At 46.2% G+C, this 21162-nt stretch carries 20 protein-coding genes; 14 read left to right on the forward strand and 6 right to left on the reverse strand.

Annotated features, from left to right (window positions below):
• The 6 genes from HMPREF0721_RS12065 to HMPREF0721_RS02295 all read left to right on the forward strand — a co-directional run.
• Positions 1 to 309 (forward strand): alpha/beta hydrolase family protein (locus HMPREF0721_RS12065; RefSeq protein WP_006597916.1); only part of this gene is annotated, 309 nt, incomplete at its 5' end.
• Between the two features lie 119 nt (positions 310 to 428).
• Positions 429 to 1151 carry a class I SAM-dependent methyltransferase gene (locus HMPREF0721_RS02275; RefSeq protein WP_040639847.1) on the forward strand — a complete coding sequence of 241 codons (723 nt, stop codon included), beginning with the start codon at positions 429 to 431 and terminating at the stop codon, positions 1149 to 1151.
• 265 nt (positions 1152 to 1416) lie between these two features.
• A complete protein-coding gene (garR, locus tag HMPREF0721_RS02280; protein ID WP_040639848.1) occupies positions 1417 to 2310 on the forward strand; it encodes a 2-hydroxy-3-oxopropionate reductase in 894 nt (297 codons plus the stop codon).
• A 4-nt stretch (positions 2311 to 2314) separates the two neighbouring features.
• The gene (locus HMPREF0721_RS02285) at positions 2315 to 3736 is read left to right on the forward strand and encodes a four-carbon acid sugar kinase family protein (RefSeq protein ID WP_006597919.1); all 1422 of its coding nucleotides are present in this window, start codon (positions 2315 to 2317) and stop codon (positions 3734 to 3736) included.
• Positions 3737 to 3820: 84 nt separating this feature from the next.
• Entirely contained in the window at positions 3821 to 5203 is a 1383-nt protein-coding gene (locus HMPREF0721_RS02290; protein ID WP_040639849.1) for a GntP family permease, read from the forward strand.
• 32 nt (positions 5204 to 5235) lie between these two features.
• Complete coding sequence (locus HMPREF0721_RS02295; RefSeq protein ID WP_006597921.1) at positions 5236 to 5928, forward strand: cyclase family protein; 693 nt, start codon at positions 5236 to 5238, stop codon at positions 5926 to 5928.
• Positions 5929 to 5989: 61 nt separating this feature from the next.
• Here the strand turns inward: HMPREF0721_RS02295 and HMPREF0721_RS02300 are convergent, their stop codons facing one another.
• Positions 5990 to 6913, reverse strand: a complete 924-nt coding sequence (locus tag HMPREF0721_RS02300; protein ID WP_006597922.1) for an AEC family transporter — start codon at positions 6911 to 6913, stop codon at positions 5990 to 5992.
• A 159-nt stretch (positions 6914 to 7072) separates the two neighbouring features.
• Between HMPREF0721_RS02300 and HMPREF0721_RS02305 the strand changes: the two genes are divergently transcribed.
• Complete coding sequence (locus HMPREF0721_RS02305) at positions 7073 to 7744, forward strand: GntR family transcriptional regulator (protein WP_006597923.1); 672 nt, start codon at positions 7073 to 7075, stop codon at positions 7742 to 7744.
• A 48-nt stretch (positions 7745 to 7792) separates the two neighbouring features.
• Here HMPREF0721_RS02305 and HMPREF0721_RS02310 read toward each other — a convergent pair whose 3' ends face one another.
• The gene (locus HMPREF0721_RS02310) at positions 7793 to 9085 is read right to left on the reverse strand and encodes a phosphotransferase (RefSeq protein ID WP_006597924.1); all 1293 of its coding nucleotides are present in this window, start codon (positions 9083 to 9085) and stop codon (positions 7793 to 7795) included.
• A 182-nt stretch (positions 9086 to 9267) separates the two neighbouring features.
• Positions 9268 to 10545: an ATP-binding protein gene (locus HMPREF0721_RS02315; RefSeq protein WP_006597925.1), complete on the reverse strand. Its 1278-nt coding sequence runs from the start codon at positions 10543 to 10545 to the stop codon at positions 9268 to 9270.
• 126 nt (positions 10546 to 10671) lie between these two features.
• On the opposite strand from HMPREF0721_RS02315, the gene HMPREF0721_RS02320 reads away from it, so the two are divergent.
• Genes HMPREF0721_RS02320 through HMPREF0721_RS02330 form a run of 3 tightly spaced genes read left to right on the forward strand, consistent with a single transcriptional unit; the run spans position 10672 to position 13121 of the window.
• On the forward strand, positions 10672 to 11418 hold the full coding sequence (locus HMPREF0721_RS02320; protein WP_169310198.1) for a regulatory protein RecX: 747 nt from the start codon (positions 10672 to 10674) through the stop codon (positions 11416 to 11418).
• 23 nt (positions 11419 to 11441) lie between these two features.
• Complete coding sequence (locus HMPREF0721_RS02325) at positions 11442 to 12389, forward strand: NAD(P)-dependent oxidoreductase (protein WP_006597927.1); 948 nt, start codon at positions 11442 to 11444, stop codon at positions 12387 to 12389.
• A gap of 18 nt (positions 12390 to 12407) precedes the next feature.
• Positions 12408 to 13121 (forward strand): GTP pyrophosphokinase, encoded by a 714-nt coding sequence (locus tag HMPREF0721_RS02330; RefSeq protein ID WP_006597928.1) that lies wholly within the window; start codon positions 12408 to 12410, stop codon positions 13119 to 13121.
• 148 nt (positions 13122 to 13269) lie between these two features.
• On the opposite strand, the gene HMPREF0721_RS02335 is transcribed toward HMPREF0721_RS02330, so the two are convergent.
• The 3 genes from HMPREF0721_RS02335 to HMPREF0721_RS02345 are packed head-to-tail and all read right to left on the reverse strand — an operon-like array spanning position 13270 to position 16304.
• Positions 13270 to 14511, reverse strand: a complete 1242-nt coding sequence (locus tag HMPREF0721_RS02335) for an ABC transporter permease (protein WP_006597929.1) — start codon at positions 14509 to 14511, stop codon at positions 13270 to 13272.
• Positions 14508 to 15245: an ABC transporter ATP-binding protein gene (locus HMPREF0721_RS02340; protein ID WP_006597930.1), complete on the reverse strand. Its 738-nt coding sequence runs from the start codon at positions 15243 to 15245 to the stop codon at positions 14508 to 14510. The genes HMPREF0721_RS02335 and HMPREF0721_RS02340 overlap by 4 nt, the downstream gene beginning before the upstream one ends.
• A 9-nt stretch (positions 15246 to 15254) precedes the next feature.
• The gene (locus HMPREF0721_RS02345; RefSeq protein ID WP_207635232.1) at positions 15255 to 16304 is read right to left on the reverse strand and encodes an efflux RND transporter periplasmic adaptor subunit; all 1050 of its coding nucleotides are present in this window, start codon (positions 16302 to 16304) and stop codon (positions 15255 to 15257) included.
• A gap of 785 nt (positions 16305 to 17089) precedes the next feature.
• Here HMPREF0721_RS02345 and HMPREF0721_RS02350 point away from each other — a divergent pair.
• The 4 genes from HMPREF0721_RS02350 (at position 17090) to HMPREF0721_RS02365 (ending at position 21061) form a co-directional block, all read left to right on the forward strand.
• Positions 17090 to 17515: a hypothetical protein gene (locus HMPREF0721_RS02350; protein ID WP_040639850.1), complete on the forward strand. Its 426-nt coding sequence runs from the start codon at positions 17090 to 17092 to the stop codon at positions 17513 to 17515.
• Between the two features lie 205 nt (positions 17516 to 17720).
• A complete protein-coding gene (locus HMPREF0721_RS02355; protein ID WP_050787006.1) occupies positions 17721 to 18059 on the forward strand; it encodes a metal-sensing transcriptional repressor in 339 nt (112 codons plus the stop codon).
• Positions 18060 to 18077: 18 nt separating this feature from the next.
• Complete coding sequence (locus tag HMPREF0721_RS02360; protein WP_006597935.1) at positions 18078 to 18449, forward strand: heavy-metal-associated domain-containing protein; 372 nt, start codon at positions 18078 to 18080, stop codon at positions 18447 to 18449.
• A 17-nt stretch (positions 18450 to 18466) separates the two neighbouring features.
• A complete protein-coding gene (locus HMPREF0721_RS02365) occupies positions 18467 to 21061 on the forward strand; it encodes a heavy metal translocating P-type ATPase (RefSeq protein ID WP_006597936.1) in 2595 nt (864 codons plus the stop codon).
• Positions 21062 to 21162: the final 101 nt, after the last annotated feature.

The raw sequence follows: 21162 nt of genomic DNA on the forward strand, positions 1-21162 counted from the left end.
TCGGTACAGGACGTAATGATTCCGCCGCGCTTTTTTGACCGTATAGCACATATGCTGGCAACAGGCGATGAAGCATATTTGCTGAGTCCCATTCTATGTGATCTGACCGGATTTCCATCAATTGACGTCTTTTATGGAACAAGGGAGGTCATGATCGCTTACCTGCCGGATATGAAAGCAGCTTGCAAGAAGCACGGTGTGCCGTTCAAGGCGCATATTGGCAGGGGCATGATGCATTGTTGGGGAGCAATGGAATTTGTGCCGGAAGCAAAGACTGTTCGGTGCGAGTATTTTGCGGCACTGAAATAAGCATATGGCAACATGAAGAAGAAATAAGAAGAGATCAAATCAAGGACAAAAACTTTAGTAAAAATGATATAATATATTATTAAAAATGTTAGAAAAATATAGGATAAGGAGATGAAAATGTGAATACCAATTGGACGGAAATATTAAATAAATATATTCATAAATTAATTAGTCCTGATGGCAGACAAACTTATGAAAGCAAACCATACTTAGTTAATCTTATGTTTAAATTAGCTGAATTGAAAAAAAGTGATAGGGTTATGGATATAGGTTGCGGTTGGGGAAATTTTTCAAAGGCTTGTAGTGATTTTTCAGATGAAGTTATAGGTATTGAGCCAAATGCAGATAATCTACAGGAAGCTATCAATCGTAGCGGTGGAAATGTGAAATACATTCAAGGAAGTTTTGAAAAATTAAATTATAACCAAAACGTTAATAAAGTTATTAGTATGTTAGCATTTCATCAAGTGCCATGGGATTATAAAGAAAAGTCATTAGAAAATATTTCAAAAGTACTTGCAGATGGTGGTTATTTTTATTTGTGCGATACCATGATTTTATTTGATCCAGAAGATGATCCTGAACGGTTTGACAAGGTTTATAGGTATCTTCTCAAAGAAACGACTCCAGATGAAATATATAAAAAAGATATTGAACCTTATCTTGTAAGCAGTGAAGCATATACAGTGAATGACATGAGGGAAAATAGTCCAAAGGATAACTGGTTTTACTCTATCAAAGAAGCTGAAAATTGGGCAGAACATGCAGCATTAAAATTAGTAAAGACAATTGAGCTTTGTCCATTTTTTGGAGTGGCCGTATTTCAAAAGAAAGTAAAATGATTTTGGCGCTTTTTTAATCGAAACAATCAATAAAAGTTATAATACAACAAATCAAGAAACGGTAAATCAAAAAAGACTTACTGTTTTTTATTGATCGAATTATCAAAGAAACTTGCCTTATGACCTTGACAAATTTTCCGAAAATATTCGCAGCGATGTTAATGACAATATTTTAAAAACACTTGACCGATATACCGGTATACTATATAATGATGCTATCAGATGTAATTCATCTCTAAAATACCTAAAAATAGGGGAGGATAAAATGGCAAAAGTTGGGTTTATCGGTTTGGGGATCATGGGGAAACCCATGGCGTTTAATCTGTTAAAGGCCGGTGTGGATCTAATGGTCAACGACATTAACGGGACCGCGGTTGCGGAAATTGTTGGTGCCGGCGCCGTTTCGGGAACCTATGAAGAAATCGGAGAAGCCTGTGATGTGATCATTATGATTTTACCGAACGGTGACATTTCAAAATCTGTGTTGTTTGACAAAGAGGGGCTGGCTAAAGCACTGCGTAAAGGTGCTGTCGTCTGTGATATGAGTTCGGTAACGCCGGTCGAATCAAAAGCTTGCGCAGAGGGCTTGAATCCTTTTGGGGTTAGCTTTATGGATGCGCCGGTATCCGGCGGAGAGCCGGGAGCCATCGCCGGATCGCTAGCCATTATGTGCGGCGGTTCTCAGGCAACATTTGACGCGATGAAGCCGTATTTTGACATTATGGGAAATTCTGCAATTTTGATCGGAGACATTGGTTCGGGATCTGTGACCAAGCTTGTCAATCAGTGCATTGTGAACAACACCATTGCGGTGGTTTCTGAAGCGTTTGTGCTGGGCACGAAAGCCGGCGCCGATCCGGTAAAGGTTTATGAAGCGATCCGTGGCGGGTTGGCCGGCTCTGCCGTTTTAGACGCCAAAATCCCGATGATTGTCGATCGCAATTTCAAACCGGGCGGTAAAATCTCGATTAATCACAAAGATATTAAAAACGTGGTGAACACGGCGCACGCTTTGGATGTACCGGTGCCATATTCGGCGCAGCTGTACGAAATTTTGCAGACGCTGAAAGTGCACGGTCATATGGATGACGATCATGGCGGCATCGTACAGTATTTTGAAAAATTGGCCGATGTCGAAGTCAAGAAAGTGACGGATTGAAACCATGGCATTAGATGCAAAAATTTTAAAGACTTTTCCGTCGGTCGACGAAACCGCAGTTGATGCGTTGCTTCAGGCTGAAATTGCTAAAAATCAGAAAAAAATTGTCGTGCTGGACGATGATCCCACCGGGGTTCAAACCGTTCACGATATCTCGGTTTACACTAATTGGACGAAACCCGCCATTGAACAGGCCTTTGCAGAGAGCAATAACTTATTTTATATTTTGACGAATTCCCGCGGTTTTACGGCAGAACAAACCACGGCGGCGCACGAAGAAATCGCTGCGGCAGTCGATTCGGTTGCAAAATCAACAGGCAAGGATTATCTGTATATTTCGCGGTCCGATTCGACGCTCAGAGGCCATTATCCACTGGAAACCATTTTGCTCAAGAAGGCATACGAGGCCAATACGGGTCGGACGATCGACGGTGAAGTCATGTGTCCGTTTTTCAAGGAAGGCGGCCGTTTCACCATTGACGATGTGCATTATGTGCAGGATGGCGATCAGTTGATTCCTGCCGCGGAAACGGAATTTGCCAAGGATAAAACCTTTGGCTATACCAAAAGTGACATTAAAGAATATATCGAGGAAAAGACGCAGGGGGCTTTTAAGGCGGCACACGTCATCAGTATTTCACTTGATGATTTAAGAGCCTGCCGTTACGACGCGATTGAAGCTCAGTTGATGTCCGTGTCCGATTTTAATAAGATCGTTATGAATGCGATCGATTATTGTGACGTGAAGGTCTTTTGTGTAGCGTTATTTCGAGCGATGGCCAAGGGGAAAAACTTCATGTTCCGCTCTGCCGCGGCGCTTGTGAAGGTGATGGGGGGCGTCAGCGATCAGCCGTTGCTTACCCGCAAAGATATGGTTGTTCAGGAAACGACGAATGGCGGCGTGATTGTCGTTGGGTCCCACACGGAAAAAACGACCAAGCAGGTTGAATATCTCAGGGGGCATCCAGCCATCGATTTTGTCGAGCTGGATGCAACACTGGTTAAAGACGATGCGGCCTTTACTAAAGAAGTGAATCGTTGCCTTGCTGCGGAAGAAGCAATCATTCAATCGGGAAGGACGGCCTGCGTTTTCACCACGCGTCAGCTGATCACTGCAGATACCGGCGATAAAGAAGACGATCTGCGTTTGGCTGTTAAAATTTCGGATGCTGTGCAGTCCCTGGTTGGCCGGCTGTCGGTGGTTCCCAGTTTTGTTATCGCCAAGGGCGGGATCACTTCCTCGGATGTGGGCACCAAAGCACTGGCCGTTCAGCGCGCGAATGTGCTGGGGCAGATTGAGCCGGGGATTCCCGTCTGGCAAACCGGGGATGAAAGCAAATTCCCTCTGACCCCTTATGTGATTTTTCCGGGGAATGTCGGCGGGATCGAAACTCTTCGGGATGCAGCAGAAAAATTGATGGCGTAAAGGGCTGTCCGCTTGTATGGGAGGCAGTGGATAAGCTTGGGTTTTAGGATATGGGAGAACCATACAGAAAGCATAGGCGGAGAGATGAATTTAAGTGTGTTGATTGCGGCTTTTTTGGTCGCTTTGATTTTCGTTTTAATAACCATCATTAAGTTTAATTTGCATCCATTTTTGGCATTGCTTTTTGGTGGCATCATCATGGGAGGATTATCCGGCATGGCCCCCGGGAAAATTGCTGAGGGTTTGTCGGCTGGCTTTGGCAGTACCATGGAGTCCATCGGGATTCTCATTATTTTGGGCGTTATTCTTGGCGAAATTCTTCATGTGACGGGATGTGCAGAGCAGATTGCGGCACTTTTGTTGAAGAAAACAGGAACAAAACGCGCCGCGTTAGCCATCAATATGACAGGATATATTGTTTCGATTCCGGTCTTTTTTGATGCCGCGTTTATCATTTTGGTTAACTTGGTAAAATCTATTTCAAGAAAAGGGAAAATTCCTTTTGCGACATTGGTTTGTGCCCTTGCCGTGGGATTAATCACTACCCATGCGATGGTCGTCCCAACACCGGGGCCGGTTGCAGTTGCTGGAACGATGGGATTGAATATCGGATTCTTTCTCTTGTATTCAATTATTGTTTCCATTCCGGCTACGCTTGCCGGGGGCATCGCCTATGGAAAGATGCTCGGACGGCGCCCAGAGTTTAAAGATGACTTTGCTCAGGCTTTTGAAGACGAAGAAACAGACAGCGTTGTGTTGGAAAACAGCCGCGACAAGCAGCCTTCGGGACAACTGGGAATTTTTCTAATTATTTTACCGATTCTGATTATTTTAGTGGGAACCATTATTACAATGGTTTTTCCGGAGAAGAGTGTTGTCTACGCACTCTTTGCTTTCATCGGCAATAAAAATATTGCACTTTTGATTGGTGTCTTGGCTTCTCTCTTTTGCCTAAGAAAATATCTGAAGGAAAGTTTTGACGATTTGGTAACAAAGGCAACGACACAAGCGGGTTTCATTCTGGCAATAACCGGTGCCGGCGGTGCATTTGGACAGATTATTACCAACTCGGGCATCGGCAAAGGTTTGACAAATGGCATGATGGGGGCGGTAAGCGGGTCGACTATTGTTATCTTGTTGATGGCTTATGCTGTCAGTTTGGTGCTTCGGGCAGCACAAGGTTCGACAACAGTGGCGCTGGTAACAACGTCGGCAATTTTTGCTTCTGTTATTTCTGGCATGCCAAACGTGTCGCCTGTTTTGGTTGCCATTGCAATTTGTGCTGGCGGCATAGGTTTATCTTTGCCAAATGATTCGGGCTTTTGGGTGATTAACCGATTTGGCCGATTTAGTGTAAAGGACACGATAAAAATTTATACGGCCGGTGGAACAATCGCATCGGTCACTGCGATTATCTGCGTGGTCATTATAAGTTTGTTTCAAGGTGTTCTGCCTGGATTGTTTTAAATGAATTTGTAATAAATTTAGGAGGAAAAATTATGGCATTCCAATTCTTATCACACATTTTGGATCCCGATGGTTACGCATGGCCGGGAGAACCGGTGGTGAAGACCATACAGTGTACAGACGTTTCGGACGATTGTCCGTTCTGCAGTTTTGTTTCGGAGCTGCCGAATCACTTTGGCACGCACATGGATGCGCCGCGTCATTTTGTGAAAGACGGGCTGTCCATCAACGAACTGCCCATCGAATATTTTACACACACCAAGGTGGCACTGCTTGAAATCCCCAAGGGACCTGTGGAAGGCATCTATAAAAAGGATCTCGAACCCTTTGCCGACATTTTGTCGACGGTATCCTGCGCATTGATTCGGACCGGCTTGGAACAATACCGTGACACCGATCAAAATATTTACCAGAATCAAGGCGCTTTTATTGCACCGTCAGCCGGCGACTATTTGACGGAAACTTTCCCGAATCTTAAAACCATAGGGATGGATTTTCTTGCCATCGGATCGGCATCGGACAAGTGCCCGGAAGGGGAGCTACCGCCGGATTGCCATCGTCATTTACTGGGGTATTACAGCGGTAAATTCTGCACCGGGATTGAAGATATGCATTTATCCGATATCCCCAAAGGTGCCAGGATTAAATTTTTCACCAATGCACCGCTGCGCATTAAAGGTTTGGATTCCAGTCAGGTGGTGTGCATCGCAGATATTGAAATGTAGGGACAAACAAAAATCCCGACTGAAAAAAACAGTCGGGATTTTTTAATGAAAGCAGTTTGATCTACCATAGATAAAGCAAAGTCAGCAAGGGCATGGTCACGATGCAAATTAAAGTTGTGATGACATTGAGGGAACTGGCATAATCGGCATTGCGGCTGTAAAGCTGGGCCATCTGTGGGATGGTGGCACCGGATGGGGCAATCACAGCCAGCAGGCTGACCAGCAAAATCATCCGGCCTTGGGGAAGCAAAGTATGAAGCGGCGTGTATTTTAATATCAGGAGAATAATGGTCGGTAAAACAATCATTTTTAATGCAACGATCCAATAAATGCGGCGGTTGGTGAAAAGCTTGCCCCATTGAACATTGGCCAGGATCATACCGATGGCGATCATCGAGATGGGTCCGATCATCGCAGCGACGCCAGAGATGGTGTTGGCAATAATGCCGGTCAATTTGATCCGGCAGAAAAAAAGCGCAGCACCCAAAAGGGTAGCAGCAATGTTGATATTGCCCAAGATCTGAAGCAGGTTAAAATTTTTTTGCCGCTGCATTATGGCTTTGCCATGAGACCAGAGCAAAATGCCCTGGACAAACATGAAAGCCGAAGCGTAGATCACCCAGGACGTGCCGAGAATGGCTGTGACCAGCGGGACGATCAAATTGCCGGCATTGGAATAGAGGATACTGCCCGTTTCCTCATCTGTCAAATGAAGAGGGCGTTTAAAGGCATAAGTGATGGCAAAGAGCAAAATGTGAATGAGCACGGCGGCGGTCAGCGCCAATAAAAATCCGTTGCGGACAGTGTTTGTGTAGTGAACCTGGAAGGCTTTAATCTGCATGCAGGGGACGACCAGATACAGGCAAACCGTTGACAGAATTTTGCTGTCGTCCGATTTTAGAAATCGGCTTTTAACAATGGCGCAGCCCATGCCCATCATGAGAAAGAGAACGAAAATTTGTTTAAAAAGCAGCAGTGCAATCATAGGGCCTCCCAAGTTGTATGAAATAATGATCTTTATTATTGTAGCGTATTTTAGATGACTTGTGTCAATATTCGCGGGATTTATGACACGCAAAACTTGTCTGGCACTGCAAAACAGCCTATAATAAGATATCAGCAAAAATAAGGACCGGATAAAGTGATGAAAGCAAATTATCTTTTACAGGAAAAAGCCTACGAGACCATTAAAGAAATGATTAAAAACGGGGAACTTGAACCCGGAGAGATCTATTCGTTGAATAAAATGGCGAGCCAGTTTGAAATTTCGAGAACGCCGTTTCGGGATGCGGTGTTGCGCTTGGAGCAGGAGCGCTATGTGGATGTATTGCCAAGCAAGGGATTTCAGGTGCACCTGATGACGCGAGAAGATATTGTAGAGACGTATCAAATGCGGGAAGCGCTGGAATTTTATTGCCTCAAGCACTTGATGGCCAACCAGGATACGGAAGATGGCCAATTCTTTTTGCATAAACTGGAAAAAAAAGTGAAGGCTCAGGCGACGATCATTAACGGGGACAGAAACGCGGAAGCTTTTGCCCGCAAAGATTACGAATTTCACCGATCGATGATTCAATCGCTGCACAACGAATCGATGCTTGCCATCTATCGGAATTTTATGTATCGAATTTTCTGGCTGAACGTTATGTCGTTTAAACAACCGGGGCGCATCGACGATACCTTAACGGAACATCAGCAGATACTGAAAATGATCTATGATTGTGATTTAGAAGCGTTGGCAGCTTTGCTTCACGAACATCTGTTGGTGGCGGAAAAGATTAATTTGCGAAATATCGAAGCCAGAAATGAAAATTAGAGAAGAACATTAAAAAAACCGCTCATTAATGAGCGGTTTTTTAATGCATTACCAGGCATCAGCCCTTTTAAAAAGCAGACGGCTTTGAATGGTCAGCGTCTGAATCGTGTCGATTAAAGCGTCGATGGTATGGATCTCATTGCGGTGCATGATCAGGTACTGGCCGATGATCAGGCTGATGCGGCAAGCTTCGTATTGGTCTTTTCGGCTGGGCAACGTATCGAAATCCGGCAGGGGAACACATCCGCCGACACGGCTCATAATCTGGCAGCCGATAAAACCGATGGCCTCGTGAAAGAATTGTTCCAACAAATAATCACAATAATCGTCAAAGCCCCGATACGTGGAGCGAACATCCTTTTGCCAGCAATCTTTAAAGACCTTGCGATAGCTTTCGAGGAAACCCCGGATATAATGCAAAGCCCGGCGGCGCATGTGCTTGGCTGATTCTGCGAGATCGGCATCGTCTATATAAAACCAGCGCAAGTATTCATAGATGAAATTGCCTATCAGATAGCCGGCATCCGCCGAACAGGGTCCGACAAAGGCATATTCCATATCGATGGTTTTGAGGTGGTTATCATCAATCATGATATTGGATGTATGAAGGTCAGAATGAATCAGGCATTCGGATTTGGCCATATAGATATGACGAAGTTTGAGCATTTCGGTTCGGAATGCATGGCTTTTCCACGGAATGTCACCCATTGCCAGCCGAATTGGATCGGCGTTTGAATCGCTGTGGGGATCACCCAGCGGGTGTTCGTCGTGGAGGAAGAGGATTGTTTCAAAAAGATTGCGCATTTCGGGATTGGCAAAGTGAGCGGTGAGCTTTTGATGGAGATCCGGCGATAGATAAAGTTCCGATGTGTAAAAATTATTTTTGGCCACGAGTTTCCCGATCATATAGGGGACTTTTTCCGGAGCGTGGCCGGCCATCATCTCAAAACGAAGAATTTTGAGATCACTGCAATCCTCGCAAATATAAAGATGATTGGCGGCATCCACCCAATAGATTTTCGGAATATATTCCGGGGTGATGGCGTACTTGATTTTCAAAATTTCGGCTTCAATGGTATTGCGTTCCGGAAGATACTGCATTTGAATGTCGCGGGTGGTGTTAAAGGTGCGGGCGTAGTTTCGGGCCTGTTTGACAATCACAGAGCGATTGGTGACTTCGTCCCACACGCGAAAAACAAAATTAATAAACCCGTCGCCGTCGGCCGTACTGCCATTGACGCCGATTTCGTAGGATTTTAAAATGACATTGTCCGGGAAAAGTCTGGTCTCCTGTTTAATATAGGGAATGACGCTTTCTGCGGTTAAATTTTGATAATCCATTGCAGCCTCTTCTTTACAAAACGATAAATCCACTTGAATCCATTAATAATGTAGCATTGAAAACGTCTATAATAAAGGCAGAAATTGGAGAAGATATAGCAAAAAAGTATTTAAAAAGACATGGTGACGAAAAAAATGTGCAAAAGAAAACGCCCCGAGCAAATGCTCGAAGCGTTGGCGGCTTAATTTTTGTGAATCAGCAGATAATTGATGAATTGTTCGGCGGTGCGTCCGGAACGATTCAAATGCCGTAATTCCCATTGAATGGCCTTTCGGTCCAAATCTTTGGAATCGATGTTAATGCCGGCGATTGCAGCCATTTGGTGCACAATGCTGAGATATTCTTTTTGATTCGGCGCGGTGAAAGGGATCACCAATCCGAAGCGGGAACTCAGACTGAGTTTTTCTTCAATCACATCCCGCTGGTGAATAGCGTCAGTGCGTTCGCTCATGGTTTCTGTGATCAAATGCCGCTTATTGGACGTTGCATAGATTAAAACATTTTGAGGGTTATCTTCAAGAGATCCTTCCAAAATATTTTTAAATAGTTTAAAATCGTCTTCTTTGTCATCAAAAGAAAGATCATCGACAAAAAGAATAAAGGGATAAGGGCGGTCTTTAATGGTGGCGATAACACCGGGAATGGCCCCAATCTGATCCTTTTTGAATTCGATCATGCGCAGTTTGGTGCCTTTAAAGGTTTCGAGAAGGGCTTTGATCATCGTGGATTTCCCAGTGCCCATATCACCTTGAAGCAAAACATTCAGACCGGTATAATGGTCGATAAAGGATTGGGTATTTTGAATTAATTCCTTTTTTTGACGTTCGACGCCGACGAGGTCGTCCATCGATTTATAAATTCTCGCGGGGATGGGGACCAATACGCCAGTGTCGTCGATTTTAAAACAAATATTATTTTCGAAAATACCCAGGCCGTAATCGTGAATATAATGGTTGACAGCAGTGAAAATCACATCAATATCTTTCGCTTCGAAAGCACGGGCGATGGTGTCATGAGGGGGTATAGGAAAGAAAATAACAGCGTCGAAAATATTATTTTCATCCAGATCAGTGAATGCTAAAAAAGTTTGCCAATCAAAATGATACAAGCGCGTCAGAATTTGAAAATCTGCCAGCATGCTTCCTCTGAAAGGATGGTTTTTCTGAATAATCCCACGCTCGAAAAGTCGGCCCAAGGGGTTATCGTCGCCGATGACAGCCGCGACAATCCAGTCTTTCCAAGGCGTTTTAGCGTATTGATAGGCTTCGCTTTTATCAAAACTGTAGGCCAGAAGGGCGGCCTTCAATTTAAAATAATCATCTTGGATCAGCACCGTATTGCCAGGCTGTGACTGATAATCCTTGGCGAGCTTTCGGAAAAGGATCATAATCGGATCGTTTAAAAGATCACGGAAGAAAGAGAAGGATTCGACTTCCGGAAAAGTAATGGTAGATTGCATAGAGACCTCGATTCAATTAAAGTTTGAATTTGGGAAAATGATATATCATAATTAAAAAGAAGTAAACCCATTCAAACGATCAATTTTATTTTTTTAAAGGAGGATTTGATGGGGCAGAGATTTATCGTGGACGATCAGGGAAAAGTAAGTCGTATCGCGGATAACGCTCCGGAGACGAAACAAAGAAAAAACAATCGGCATCGGCTTATCTTTGACGTGGCGATGGATTATTTATCCTATCGCGACCACACAGAGCAGGAGATGGTCGAGTATTTGGGGAAAAAAAATTATACGGCGAAGGAAATCGCAGTTTGCATGGCAGAGCTGAAAAATTATGGTTACGTGGACGATCAAGCTTATATCGCGCGGGTATGCGAAGAAAACCAATTGTATAAACATTTCGGAAAGTCGCGGTTGCGCTGGGAACTCAAACGAAGAGGGGTGTCTGAACAATCCTTGCATACATTGGAGGATTATATTTCAGAAGACGATGAGATAAGGAATGCAAGGGCAGCCTTTGAGACCGCAAAGGACAAATATCGCACAGATACCTATGTTAAACGCAGGCAAAAAATAGCGGCATGGATGCAGCGGCGTGGTTTTAGCTTTGAAACCATTCGCCCGCTTTTGGCTCAGGTTAATCGGGAAGAAGATCAGAATTTTGATGAACAAAACGAGACGGATTCGGCGGCGCTTGAGCAGGATTATGCAAAATATTACCGGATGCAAAGTCGAAAGGGATATCATGGATGGGAGCTCAAGGCACGAATCAAGCGTAATCTAATGTCTCGAGGCCATTGCAGTACAGCTGTGCAAGCTATGATGGAACAGCATACATCAGATGGTGATTTTGATGATGAACAGAAAGATTAAATAGGCATTTGAAAGGTCGATAAATGAGGATTGTAATAATGGAGCCATTGGGAATCAGCAAAGACGCTTTTAAAGCGTTGGCAATGTTGCTTCGCGCAGATGGCCATGAAATCGTGGCCTATCCAAATCGTGCGGCAACAGCCGAGGCGCTGATTGAACGGGTTTGTGATGCAGACGTCGTTATTTTGGCAAATCAACCCCTGCGCCGCGATGTCCTGTCCCATTGCAGCGCGCTGAAGATGGTCGATGTTGCCTTTACCGGGGTGGATCATGTGGACGTGGAGTATCTGCGCGAGCGGAAGATTCCGATCTGTAATGCGGCGGGGTATTCTACGGCAGCCGTAGCGGAGCTGACGATGGGGCTTGCCATCGATTTGTTCCGAACGATTTCCCTTTCGGATCGCACCCTTCGGCAAGGATCAGGGGTCTTTGCAATGGGCAGAGAGTTATCGGGAAAAACTTTTGGCATTATCGGAACAGGGGCCATCGGTTTGCATGTGGCCCGACTGGCGAAGGCTTTTGGTTGTCACCTCATAGGGTTTAGCCGCACAGAGAAGGAAGAAGCCAAAGCTCTTGGTGTTTGCTATGTCGATTTGGACACCTTGATGTGCGAAGCGGATTTGATTTCCCTTCATGTGCCGATGACAAAGGCAACGGCCCATCTGATTGGAGAAAGTGAAATACAATTGATGAAACCGGATGCGGTTCTTATCAATACAGCGCGGGGACCTTTGGTGGATTATCAGGCATTAGCGGATGCCTTGAGCACTCACCGCATCGCTGGAGCGGGTATTGATGTATTTGAAACAGAACCGCCATTGCCAGTGGATCATCCGTTGCTCAAAGCACCGAATTGCATATTGACGCCGCACATGGCTTATGCCACAAAGGAAGCTCTTTATCAGCGGGCCGTGATAGTTTTTGACAATGTTCGATACTGGCTTGAAGGCAATCCACAGAATTTGATTTGACAGGGAAGCAGGACTTGTATGCTCAATGAGAAAATAACCGATAAAACCCCGATGCTCGAAATTTTGGAAAATGTTGACCCAACAATTATTGCTGATGATAGTGAAGTAGATCCGCATAAACAAGCGCAGCATCTTTTGAAAGAGATGTTTGATTTACAGATGGTCTATCGATCGGCCATTCGGGAGATCAGCACCAAGCTGGAAATTTTGAATGATGAATTTCAAAGTCTGCACGAACGCAACCCGATTCACACCATGAGTTCTCGGGTCAAATCGCCGAAGAGCATTGTTGAAAAATTGGGGCGAAAGGGCTATCCGATTTCGGTGGATTCCGCAGTTGAAAATTTAAACGATATTGCCGGCGTGCGCGTGGTCTGCCCTTATATTGAGGATATTTATGCCGTCAGTCAATTGTTAAAATCCCAGGATGACCTTGAAGTTTTGCGAACGACGGATTATATTAAGAATCCCAAGCCCAGCGGTTATCGCAGTTTGCACATTGTGGTCAAGGTGCCGATTTTTTTGTCGGATCATAAGCAGCCGGTGAAGGTGGAGGTGCAGATTCGTACAATTGCCATGGATTTCTGGGCCAGCCTTGAACATCAGCTGCGTTATAAATCGGCGAGTAAAGTGGTTCCGGAAGTGACGGCCGCAGCGTTGAAAGAATGTGCGGATACCATTGCTGAGACGGATCGCAAAATGCAGGATATTCACAATCAAGTGATTCGATAGCCGGCGATTACAATAAGAATTCAACAAAAAACTCCGCTCCCAATGATATGTACTGATATGCACTCTCCTTGCTGCGTGTCCAGTAAAGAGGGTGCATATTAAAAATTGGGTCGTGGAGTTTTTATTTGTAAATCTATTGTGAGAGGTTTTATTCGTAGCGCAGTGCGTCGATGGGGTTGAGCTTGGCTGCCTTGCCAGCCGGATACGCACCGAAGAAAATGCCGATCCCCATGGAAAAGAGCACAGCAGTAATGATTGACGACAGTGTAGGGTAGACTTGAATATGAAGAAGAATGCCGCCCAAGGCACCGAGGCCGCCGCCGACAGTGATGCCGATCAGTCCACCGATAATGCAAATGATGATCGCTTCGATAATAAATTGTAGCCGGATATCGGCGTTGCTGGCACCGAGAGCCTTGCGAATGCCGATTTCCCGGGTGCGCTCGGTGACGGAAACAAGCATAATATTCATAACACCGATACCGCCAACCAGAAGGGAAACGCCAGCGATCAGTGCAATGCCGGTCGAAAGGGTGTTCATTTGCTGATTGATCTGATCCGCTTCTTTTTCAATATTGATGGTTCCGATATGAAATTGCGTATTGTTGGCGTAATATCGGGTATTGAACCACTGGCGAATATCTTTGCTGAGCGATTCCGTGTTCGCATCAGATCGGACGGTAACGATCATTTCGCCGTAGTTGGCAGTTGTGCCGGTTAGATTGGCAGCCATGGTCGTAGGAATATAGACGGTGTCAGCAGTGTTTGACATATTGGATGAAAAGGGATTTTGATCACTTTTAGCGTTTTTATAAACGCCGATGATTCGAAAATCGCTGGTTGCGGTATCGCCGCTCACCGTGACATGTCGCCCGACGGGATCCGCATGTCCGAAGGTTTTAAGCGCCTGAGAATGAGATATAAGGGCCACCGAGCGGGTGTTGTCGATATCGTCGTTGGAGAAGAAACGCCCGGAAATCAGCTTGACTCCGCGAAAATGTAAATAGCCGGCGTTGGCGCCGGAAAGGGTGACTTTGCTCTGGCGAAGATCGTCGAGATGGCCGCTGCCCCCTGCAGTATAGACGCCGGCATCCTGAATGCGCCCGGCAAATTTGGTTTTAAAAGCCTTTAGCATGTCCTGGGTGATTAAATCTGCGGATCGGGGTTCTATGGCTGCTTCGCTGTTTCGGGCTTCAACACTCACATCGATGGATTTGCCCGCGATATCTTGCAGGGATTGGCTGAGCGATCTGCTGATGGCAGAGCCGATAGAAGCAATGGCGATGACGGAAGCAATGCCGATGATGATGCCCAGCATGGTCAAAATTGATCGCAATTTATTGTTTTTCAGGCTGTTGATAGCGAGACCGATATTTTCCCGCAGGTTCATGCACGGCCTCCTTTCGACTGGATGCCTGGACGGTCGCCGATGATGCATCCGTCCTTGATGGTAACGACGCGTTCGGCTTCTTCGGCAAGCTCTGTATTGTGGGTGATCAGCACAATGGTTTTCTGTTCTTGGCGGTGGAGGTGATGAAAAATATCCATGACCATGCGGCCGGTGTGAGTGTCCAGCGCGCCGGTGGGTTCATCTGCCAGAATAATCGGCGGATCATTGGCCATGGCGCGGGCAATGGCCACACGCTGATTTTGTCCGCCGGAAAGCTCGTTGGGGTGGTGATCGGCCCAGGCGCTCATCTGCACGGATTCCAGCAGGGCTTTAGCTCTTTTGTGACGTGCCTGGAGTTTGGTTTGTCCGTAAAGCATGGGCAATTCAACGTTGCTTAAAGCCGATGTGCGCGGGATGAGGTTAAAAGATTGGAAGACGAAGCCGATCTTTTGATTGCGAATTTGCGAGAGTTTTTTGTCGGCGACGTCATCCATCATCAACCCGTCCAGGGTGTAGGTGCCTGAGGTGGGACGGTCCAGCGCGCCGATGATGTTCATCATCGTGGATTTGCCGGATCCTGACGGGCCGACGAGGGCGACAAATTCGCCCCGATAGATGGTTAGATCCACATTGTGCAGAACCGTTAATTCGTTGGGCGTGTCAATAAAGTATTTCTTGACAATGCGTGCCATCTGGATGACAGGTGGTCGCTTTGTGTTTGAAGCATTTGCCATATTATCTCCTTAATGCTGAATGCGCACGCGCTGGCCATCCGACAATTTCGCCGGATTGAGAATGATGAGCATGTTATCCCGCAGGCGATCGCTCTGCACTTCGATTTGTGAGTCAGATTGAAGCCCCAAGGTTACCGGCAGGGCATGAACCACAGCTGTGCCGTCCTTTTTCTTGGTGGCGTAAAAGAGTTCATCCGCATTTTTTTCATTTTTTGTGATCGCATCAAACGGAACGGAGAGCACATTTTGATGTGTGGCTACGATGATTTCCTGGTGTGTTTTCATGCCGATGCGCAGTCCGTCGGTGGGGCGGTTGATGTTGGCGCTCGCTTCAAAAATTGCCGAACTGTCTTTAGCAGTTGCTCCGGCGGTGTCGTTATTGCTGTTTGCCGTTGCCGCGCTGCCGATTGATTCGCTTCCCTCAGCGGCGGGGGAAATGCTGGCGACAACGCCTCGGTAATGTTGCCGATTGGTGCCTTCGGCAGTAATGGTGACCGCTTTGCCGGTGGTCACACTGGCAATATCGGCTTGTTTGATTTGCATGATTACTTTAAGATTGCCGGTGTTTTGAATGGTAAAAAGTTCACCGTTGGCAGGCGCGCCTTTAACGGCGCCAATATGGGTGATGGTGCCAGCAATGGGAGCATAAATGCCGGTCGTTCGGCGCGTCTCTGCATTATAAAGGGTGCATAAACGGGTGCCGCGACTTACGTTGTTATTTAAACTGACATCGATGTATTGCACCTGTTGTCCGGAAGTATCGCTGACTTGGCGCGTGGTCTGACTGGCCACATAGCCATCGGCGGTGATGGTCCGGGTTAAGTTGGTGCGTCGAAGCGAGGTTGCCTTAACCGAGGTTAGCTTTGGATGTTGCTTTGAGTAAAGGGCACGTCCGCCGATGATGGCTGCCAACAGAATAAGGATGAAAATGATGAGCCATTTTTTATTTTTGGGAATGATTCGGACGTGGGCGGAAATTTTGGATTTTAAAGACATGAAAAAAACCTCTCGTTCTTTTGTACTAATGTTATAATACAATAGGAAAAAACTAAAAGTCAAGAATAATTTAAATAAAAATAAGCGATCTGCTCATGATGGCGTGTTTTCTGTTTGTTTTGAGCTGTCAAATATGAGAGAAGCCAATGCATGCAAAACCTTGCAACACAGGCTGTTAATCGGCGGTTTGAAGAGGCCTTTGAACGTGCGGACAAAACGCTCTTTTACCGGCTGAGCATCAATCGGCGACGGACTATTTGAAGGCGAACGGAGAATTTTTGTGCAAGGCGATGGGCTTTGACACCGTGACCCATCACGATGTTTTCTTCAAGTGGGATGATGCCCAAGTGAAAGGTCAGTTATCCGAGCGAAAAGATTTTGTTATGCATATTTAAAAGCGCTGCGGTGGTTCTGATGATCACGGATAAATCACGCCGGGCGGATAATGCAGAAGAATTTAGCAAAGAATGTCAAATTAAGAAGCCATCTTGATCCGGGACAGATAAAATGATGCCTCATGAAGAAAATTTTTATTTCTGAAAAACCGGTGGCATATTTTGCAAAAGAAATTGACGAGCGGTTCATTAGTTTATCGACAAACATAAATCATTCATGCTGCAAAGCGGTTTGACTAAAATATTTTAAATTTGTTATAATGCAGCGGCAACGTGAGTCACCGCCGCTAAAATGCGAATGAGCCTTCCTTTGATGGGCTGTCCAACAGGGGAAACAAAACAATCCGCATGCAAAGAATCATATTTCTCATACAAAGAATTCGGGTTATAAATGGCGGGATAGCGTTTGAACAATACACAACGGATTTTATTATATGCAGGAGGGACAGAGTCATGTCTTTGGTTATGAATGAAGCGGATAAGGAACAGATGCTGAGCAGTATTCTTCCGGAAGGCGAACAATATATCGCCGGCGGATGGGCGACCATCATGGGCGGTACGATTGCCGTTCTGGCGTTAGGTGCTCTTTCAAATACGTATTGTTACATAGGTGTGACCGACCGGCACCTTTGTCTCGCAGTAACCGGAACGCTGAAAGTCAACAAGATGATCGGGCAATATGTGGTCAGCTACGATGAGTTCACAAAACTGAAGATCAGTGGTTCCTTGATTTCAAAGCAGAAGCGCCTTGTCATTAAAACTAAGGATGGATCGAAGCTGAAAATTGCCATCAACTGTTACAATTTTGGTTCCTCCGTAAAGGATCAGGCGGGGAATGCCAAAAAAATTCTCGAAATACTGAAACAGTACGAGCGATGATGCCGCCGGTGACGTCATGGACATATTGGTTCAAAAGTGCAATCGCCAGCTGAAGAGTGTCATTTTAAAATATCCCAACCAGGATATTTTTTTTAATATTAGAGTAAGAGTGACTTGACAAATACCTTTATGGGGTATAGAATATTTTAAAAAGATACCCTAATGGGGTATTCTGGAGATGAAAAGGGAAAGTATTGAGGAAAAGATGACAGTAGAAAATTTAAAGATCCAAACGATTCATCCTGATACAGATGAATCCTGTTGTATTCGGCATAAAAAAAGGGACGATGAAGAATACCGATGCCTGATCAATCGTTTGAATCGAATCGAAGGGCAGGTGCGAGGTATTAAGAAAATGGTCGAGAAGGATGCTTATTGTCCGGATATTTTAACGCAGAGTGCAGCGGTGACGGCGGCAATGCGCTCCTTTAATAAGCTGTTACTCGAAAATCATATTAAAACCTGTGTCGTTGAGGATATTAAAGCGGATAAAGAAGGCACAGTTGAAGAACTTATCCGGGTCCTCTCAAAATTGATGAAATAATGATCAGGAGGTATTCAAATGGCTGCAACCATAATTATCATTGCCGTGCTGGCAGTGGCGGTTATTATCGGGGTCCGGAGTGCAAGAAAGCGTTTTTCCAGCGAAGGCAGTTGCTGTGCAAGCGGCGGAGAAGCGATTATTGCCGAAGAGAAGAAACTTAATAGCAAAAAAATCGGCGAAAAGAGGATTCACATTGAGGGAATGACCTGTGAAAATTGTCAAAAGCGAATTGAACGTCAGCTCAACCGCATTGACGGCGTTGTGGCACATGTCGATTGGAAACAAAAACGGGCAGAAGTTGAATTGGAAAAAGAAGTATCCGACGAAGAGATGACACGTGTTATCGAACGCTTAGACTATCGGGTGACAGGTATTGAATCCGTTGATTGAAACAGTTGGAGTGGACAATGGAACAATATAATATAACGGGGATGAGCTGTGCGGCATGCAGCAATCGTGTTGAAAAAGCAGTCTCCAAAGTTGAAGGGGTCACTTCATGCTCGGTGAGCCTTTTGACGAACTCTATGGGCGTTGAGGGAACAGCGAGCGAATCGGCTATTATTCAGGCGGTGGTTAATGCTGGCTATGGAGCTTCACCGAAGGGTATCCGGAAAGAGAAAGCACAAGGTGCTGCCGATCGCGAAGCAGCGCTGGCTGCTTTAGAGGATCATGAAACGCTGAAGCTCAAGCGTCGCCTGGCACTTTCCGTCGGCTTCCTACTCATGCTTATGTATTTTTCGATGGGTGTTTCCATGTGGAACTGGCCGGCACCGTGGGTCTTCAGGGATAACATGGTAGGAATAGGCGTTTTTGAAATGCTTTTGGCCATTGTGGTGATGCTTATTAATAAGAAGTTCTTTACCAGTGGTTACCGGTCGCTTTTCATGGGCGGACCCAATATGGATACACTGGTGGCCCTGGGGTCATCGGCGGCGTTCGGCTATTCGGCGTTGGTGCTCATCGGGATGACCAAGCACTTGTCTGAGGGTCACGCGCAGATGGCTATGCAGATGGGACATCATTTTTATTTTGAATCAGCAGCCATGATTGTTACGCTGATCACCGTTGGGAAGATGCTGGAAGCCATGAGCAAAGGGCGGACGACGGATGCCCTTAAAAGTTTGATGAAGTTGGTGCCCAAGACGGCGGTGGTCGAACGCGCTGGCGAGGAAATGACGGTCCCGATTGAAGAAGTGGTCATCGGTGATACCTTTGTGGTGCGCCCGGGAGAAAACATTCCCGTGGATGGTATTGTGCTTGAAGGCGCTACAGCAGTGGATGAATCGGCATTGACCGGCGAAAGCATTCCAACGGATAAAGCAGAGGGTGATGGGGTTTCAGCAGCGACGCTCAATCAATCTGGGTTTATGAAATGCCGTGCGACACGGGTGGGAGAAGACACTACATTGTCGCAAATCATTCAAACGGTTTCGGACGCAGCGGCGACCAAGGCCCCCATTGCCAAGGTGGCAGATAAGGTCTCTGGTGTGTTTGTCCCGGCGGTTATTGCTATCGCCCTGGTCACGATTGCGGTCTGGCTGGTTGCCGGGAAAAGCGTTGGATTTGCGTTGGCGCGCGGAATTTCGGTATTGGTGATTTCCTGCCCCTGTGCGCTGGGCTTGGCGACACCGGTTGCCATCATGGTCGGGTCTGGAATGGGTGCCAAGCAGGGCATCATGTTTAAAACGGCCGCTGCCCAGGAGGAAACAGGACGAATTGAAATTGTTGCGCTGGATAAAACCGGTACGATCACTGAAGGGACGCCCAAGGTGACAAATATCCTGCCGGCGGACGGCGTGGATCAATCGACATTGGTGCAGTTAGCTGCGTCTTTGGAAGCTAAAAGCGAGCATCCGCTGGCAAAAGCGATCATGGATTATGCAGAAGAAAATCGGATCGCGCTGCAGGTCGTGACAGATTTTTCGGCATTGCCGGGGAATGGCCTGTCGGCTTCTTATCTTGGGGAAAGGCTGATCGGCGGCAGTTTGCAATACCTTAAGCCACAGGCGGCTATCGATTTTGCGTTTGAAAATCGGATGGAAGCATTGGCGGCGACCGGCAAGACGCCGCTGCTTTTTGCTAAGGGCGGCGCGTTGCTCGGCGCAATCGCAGTGGCCGATGTGATTAAAGCGGACAGCCGCGAGGCGATCGAACAACTTAAAGGCATGGGTATTCAGGTGGTTATGCTTACCGGCGATAATGAGCGCACGGCCAAGGCCATCGGCGATCAGGCCGGGGTCGATAAAGTGGTGGCCGGCGTGTTGCCCAACGGCAAGGAAGCCGTGATCCGAGGTTTGCAGAAAAACGGTAAGGTCGCGATGGTCGGCGATGGGATTAACGATGCGCCGGCGCTTACCCGAGCCGATATTGGCATTGCTATTGGCGCTGGTACAGACATTGCCATTGATGCGGCGGACGCCGTATTGATGAAAAGTCGGCTTTTGGATGTACCGGCAGCCATTCGTTTGAGCCGGCAGACTTTAAAAAATATTCACGAGAATCTATTTTGGGCATTTTTCTATAATGTCATCGGGATTCCTCTGGCAGCGGGCCTTTATCATGTTTTATTCGGGGCGCCTTTTCTGAATCCGATGGTCGGTGCGGCCGCGATGAGCTTGTCGAGCTTTTGTGTTGTGACGAACGCTTTGCGCCTCAATTTTTTCAAAATGGACGATCCTTCGAGAGATAAAAAAATGGCGCCCAAACATCGTTCGACAGAAGATGTCATAATAAACAGCAACTCAGAAAAGAAATTCAATAACCAGCAAAATCAAGGAGAAACAAAAATGCAGAAAAAAACCATTAAAATTGAAGGCATGATGTGCGGTCATTGTGAAAACACGGTCGCCAAGGCACTGGAAAGTTTAGAGCAGGTTGACAAAGCGATGGTCAGCCACACCGCCGGCGTGGCTATTGTCGAGCTGAATGCGGATGTCGACGACGCCGTATTAACCAAAGCCGTCGAAGACAAAGATTACAAGGTTATTTCTATCGAAGGTTAAAGTGTGTCATTTTCGCAGAATTTATTTCGCGGATGAACGTGCATGTGGGTGCTTGTTCAAGTTATTGTGTTTGACATTAAAAAGTCGGTCTTGTGTACCGA

The sequence above is a fragment of the Pseudoramibacter alactolyticus ATCC 23263 genome (genome assembly GCF_000185505.1).
Lineage (GTDB): Bacteria > Bacillota > Clostridia > Eubacteriales > Eubacteriaceae > Pseudoramibacter > Pseudoramibacter alactolyticus.

Coding starts and splice junctions, on each gene's coding strand:
- garR (WP_040639848.1), top strand. CDS start 1,417: ATGGCAAAAGTTGGGTTTATCGGTTTGGGGATCATGGGGAAACCCATG.
- HMPREF0721_RS02325 (WP_006597927.1), top strand. CDS start 11,442: ATGAGGATTGTAATAATGGAGCCATTGGGAATCAGCAAAGACGCTTTT.
- HMPREF0721_RS02330 (WP_006597928.1), top strand. CDS start 12,408: ATGCTCAATGAGAAAATAACCGATAAAACCCCGATGCTCGAAATTTTG.
- HMPREF0721_RS02365 (WP_006597936.1), top strand. CDS start 18,467: ATGGAACAATATAATATAACGGGGATGAGCTGTGCGGCATGCAGCAAT.
- HMPREF0721_RS02300 (WP_006597922.1), bottom strand. CDS start 6,913: ATGATTGCACTGCTGCTTTTTAAACAAATTTTCGTTCTCTTTCTCATG.
- HMPREF0721_RS02340 (WP_006597930.1), bottom strand. CDS start 15,245: ATGGCAAATGCTTCAAACACAAAGCGACCACCTGTCATCCAGATGGCA.
- HMPREF0721_RS02335 (WP_006597929.1), bottom strand. CDS start 14,511: ATGAACCTGCGGGAAAATATCGGTCTCGCTATCAACAGCCTGAAAAAC.
- HMPREF0721_RS02310 (WP_006597924.1), bottom strand. CDS start 9,085: ATGGATTATCAAAATTTAACCGCAGAAAGCGTCATTCCCTATATTAAA.
- HMPREF0721_RS02315 (WP_006597925.1), bottom strand. CDS start 10,545: ATGCAATCTACCATTACTTTTCCGGAAGTCGAATCCTTCTCTTTCTTC.
- HMPREF0721_RS02360 (WP_006597935.1), top strand. CDS start 18,078: ATGGCTGCAACCATAATTATCATTGCCGTGCTGGCAGTGGCGGTTATT.
- HMPREF0721_RS02290 (WP_040639849.1), top strand. CDS start 3,821: ATGAATTTAAGTGTGTTGATTGCGGCTTTTTTGGTCGCTTTGATTTTC.
- HMPREF0721_RS02355 (WP_050787006.1), top strand. CDS start 17,721: ATGACAGTAGAAAATTTAAAGATCCAAACGATTCATCCTGATACAGAT.
- HMPREF0721_RS02285 (WP_006597919.1), top strand. CDS start 2,315: ATGGCATTAGATGCAAAAATTTTAAAGACTTTTCCGTCGGTCGACGAA.
- HMPREF0721_RS02295 (WP_006597921.1), top strand. CDS start 5,236: ATGGCATTCCAATTCTTATCACACATTTTGGATCCCGATGGTTACGCA.
- HMPREF0721_RS02305 (WP_006597923.1), top strand. CDS start 7,073: ATGAAAGCAAATTATCTTTTACAGGAAAAAGCCTACGAGACCATTAAA.
- HMPREF0721_RS02350 (WP_040639850.1), top strand. CDS start 17,090: ATGTCTTTGGTTATGAATGAAGCGGATAAGGAACAGATGCTGAGCAGT.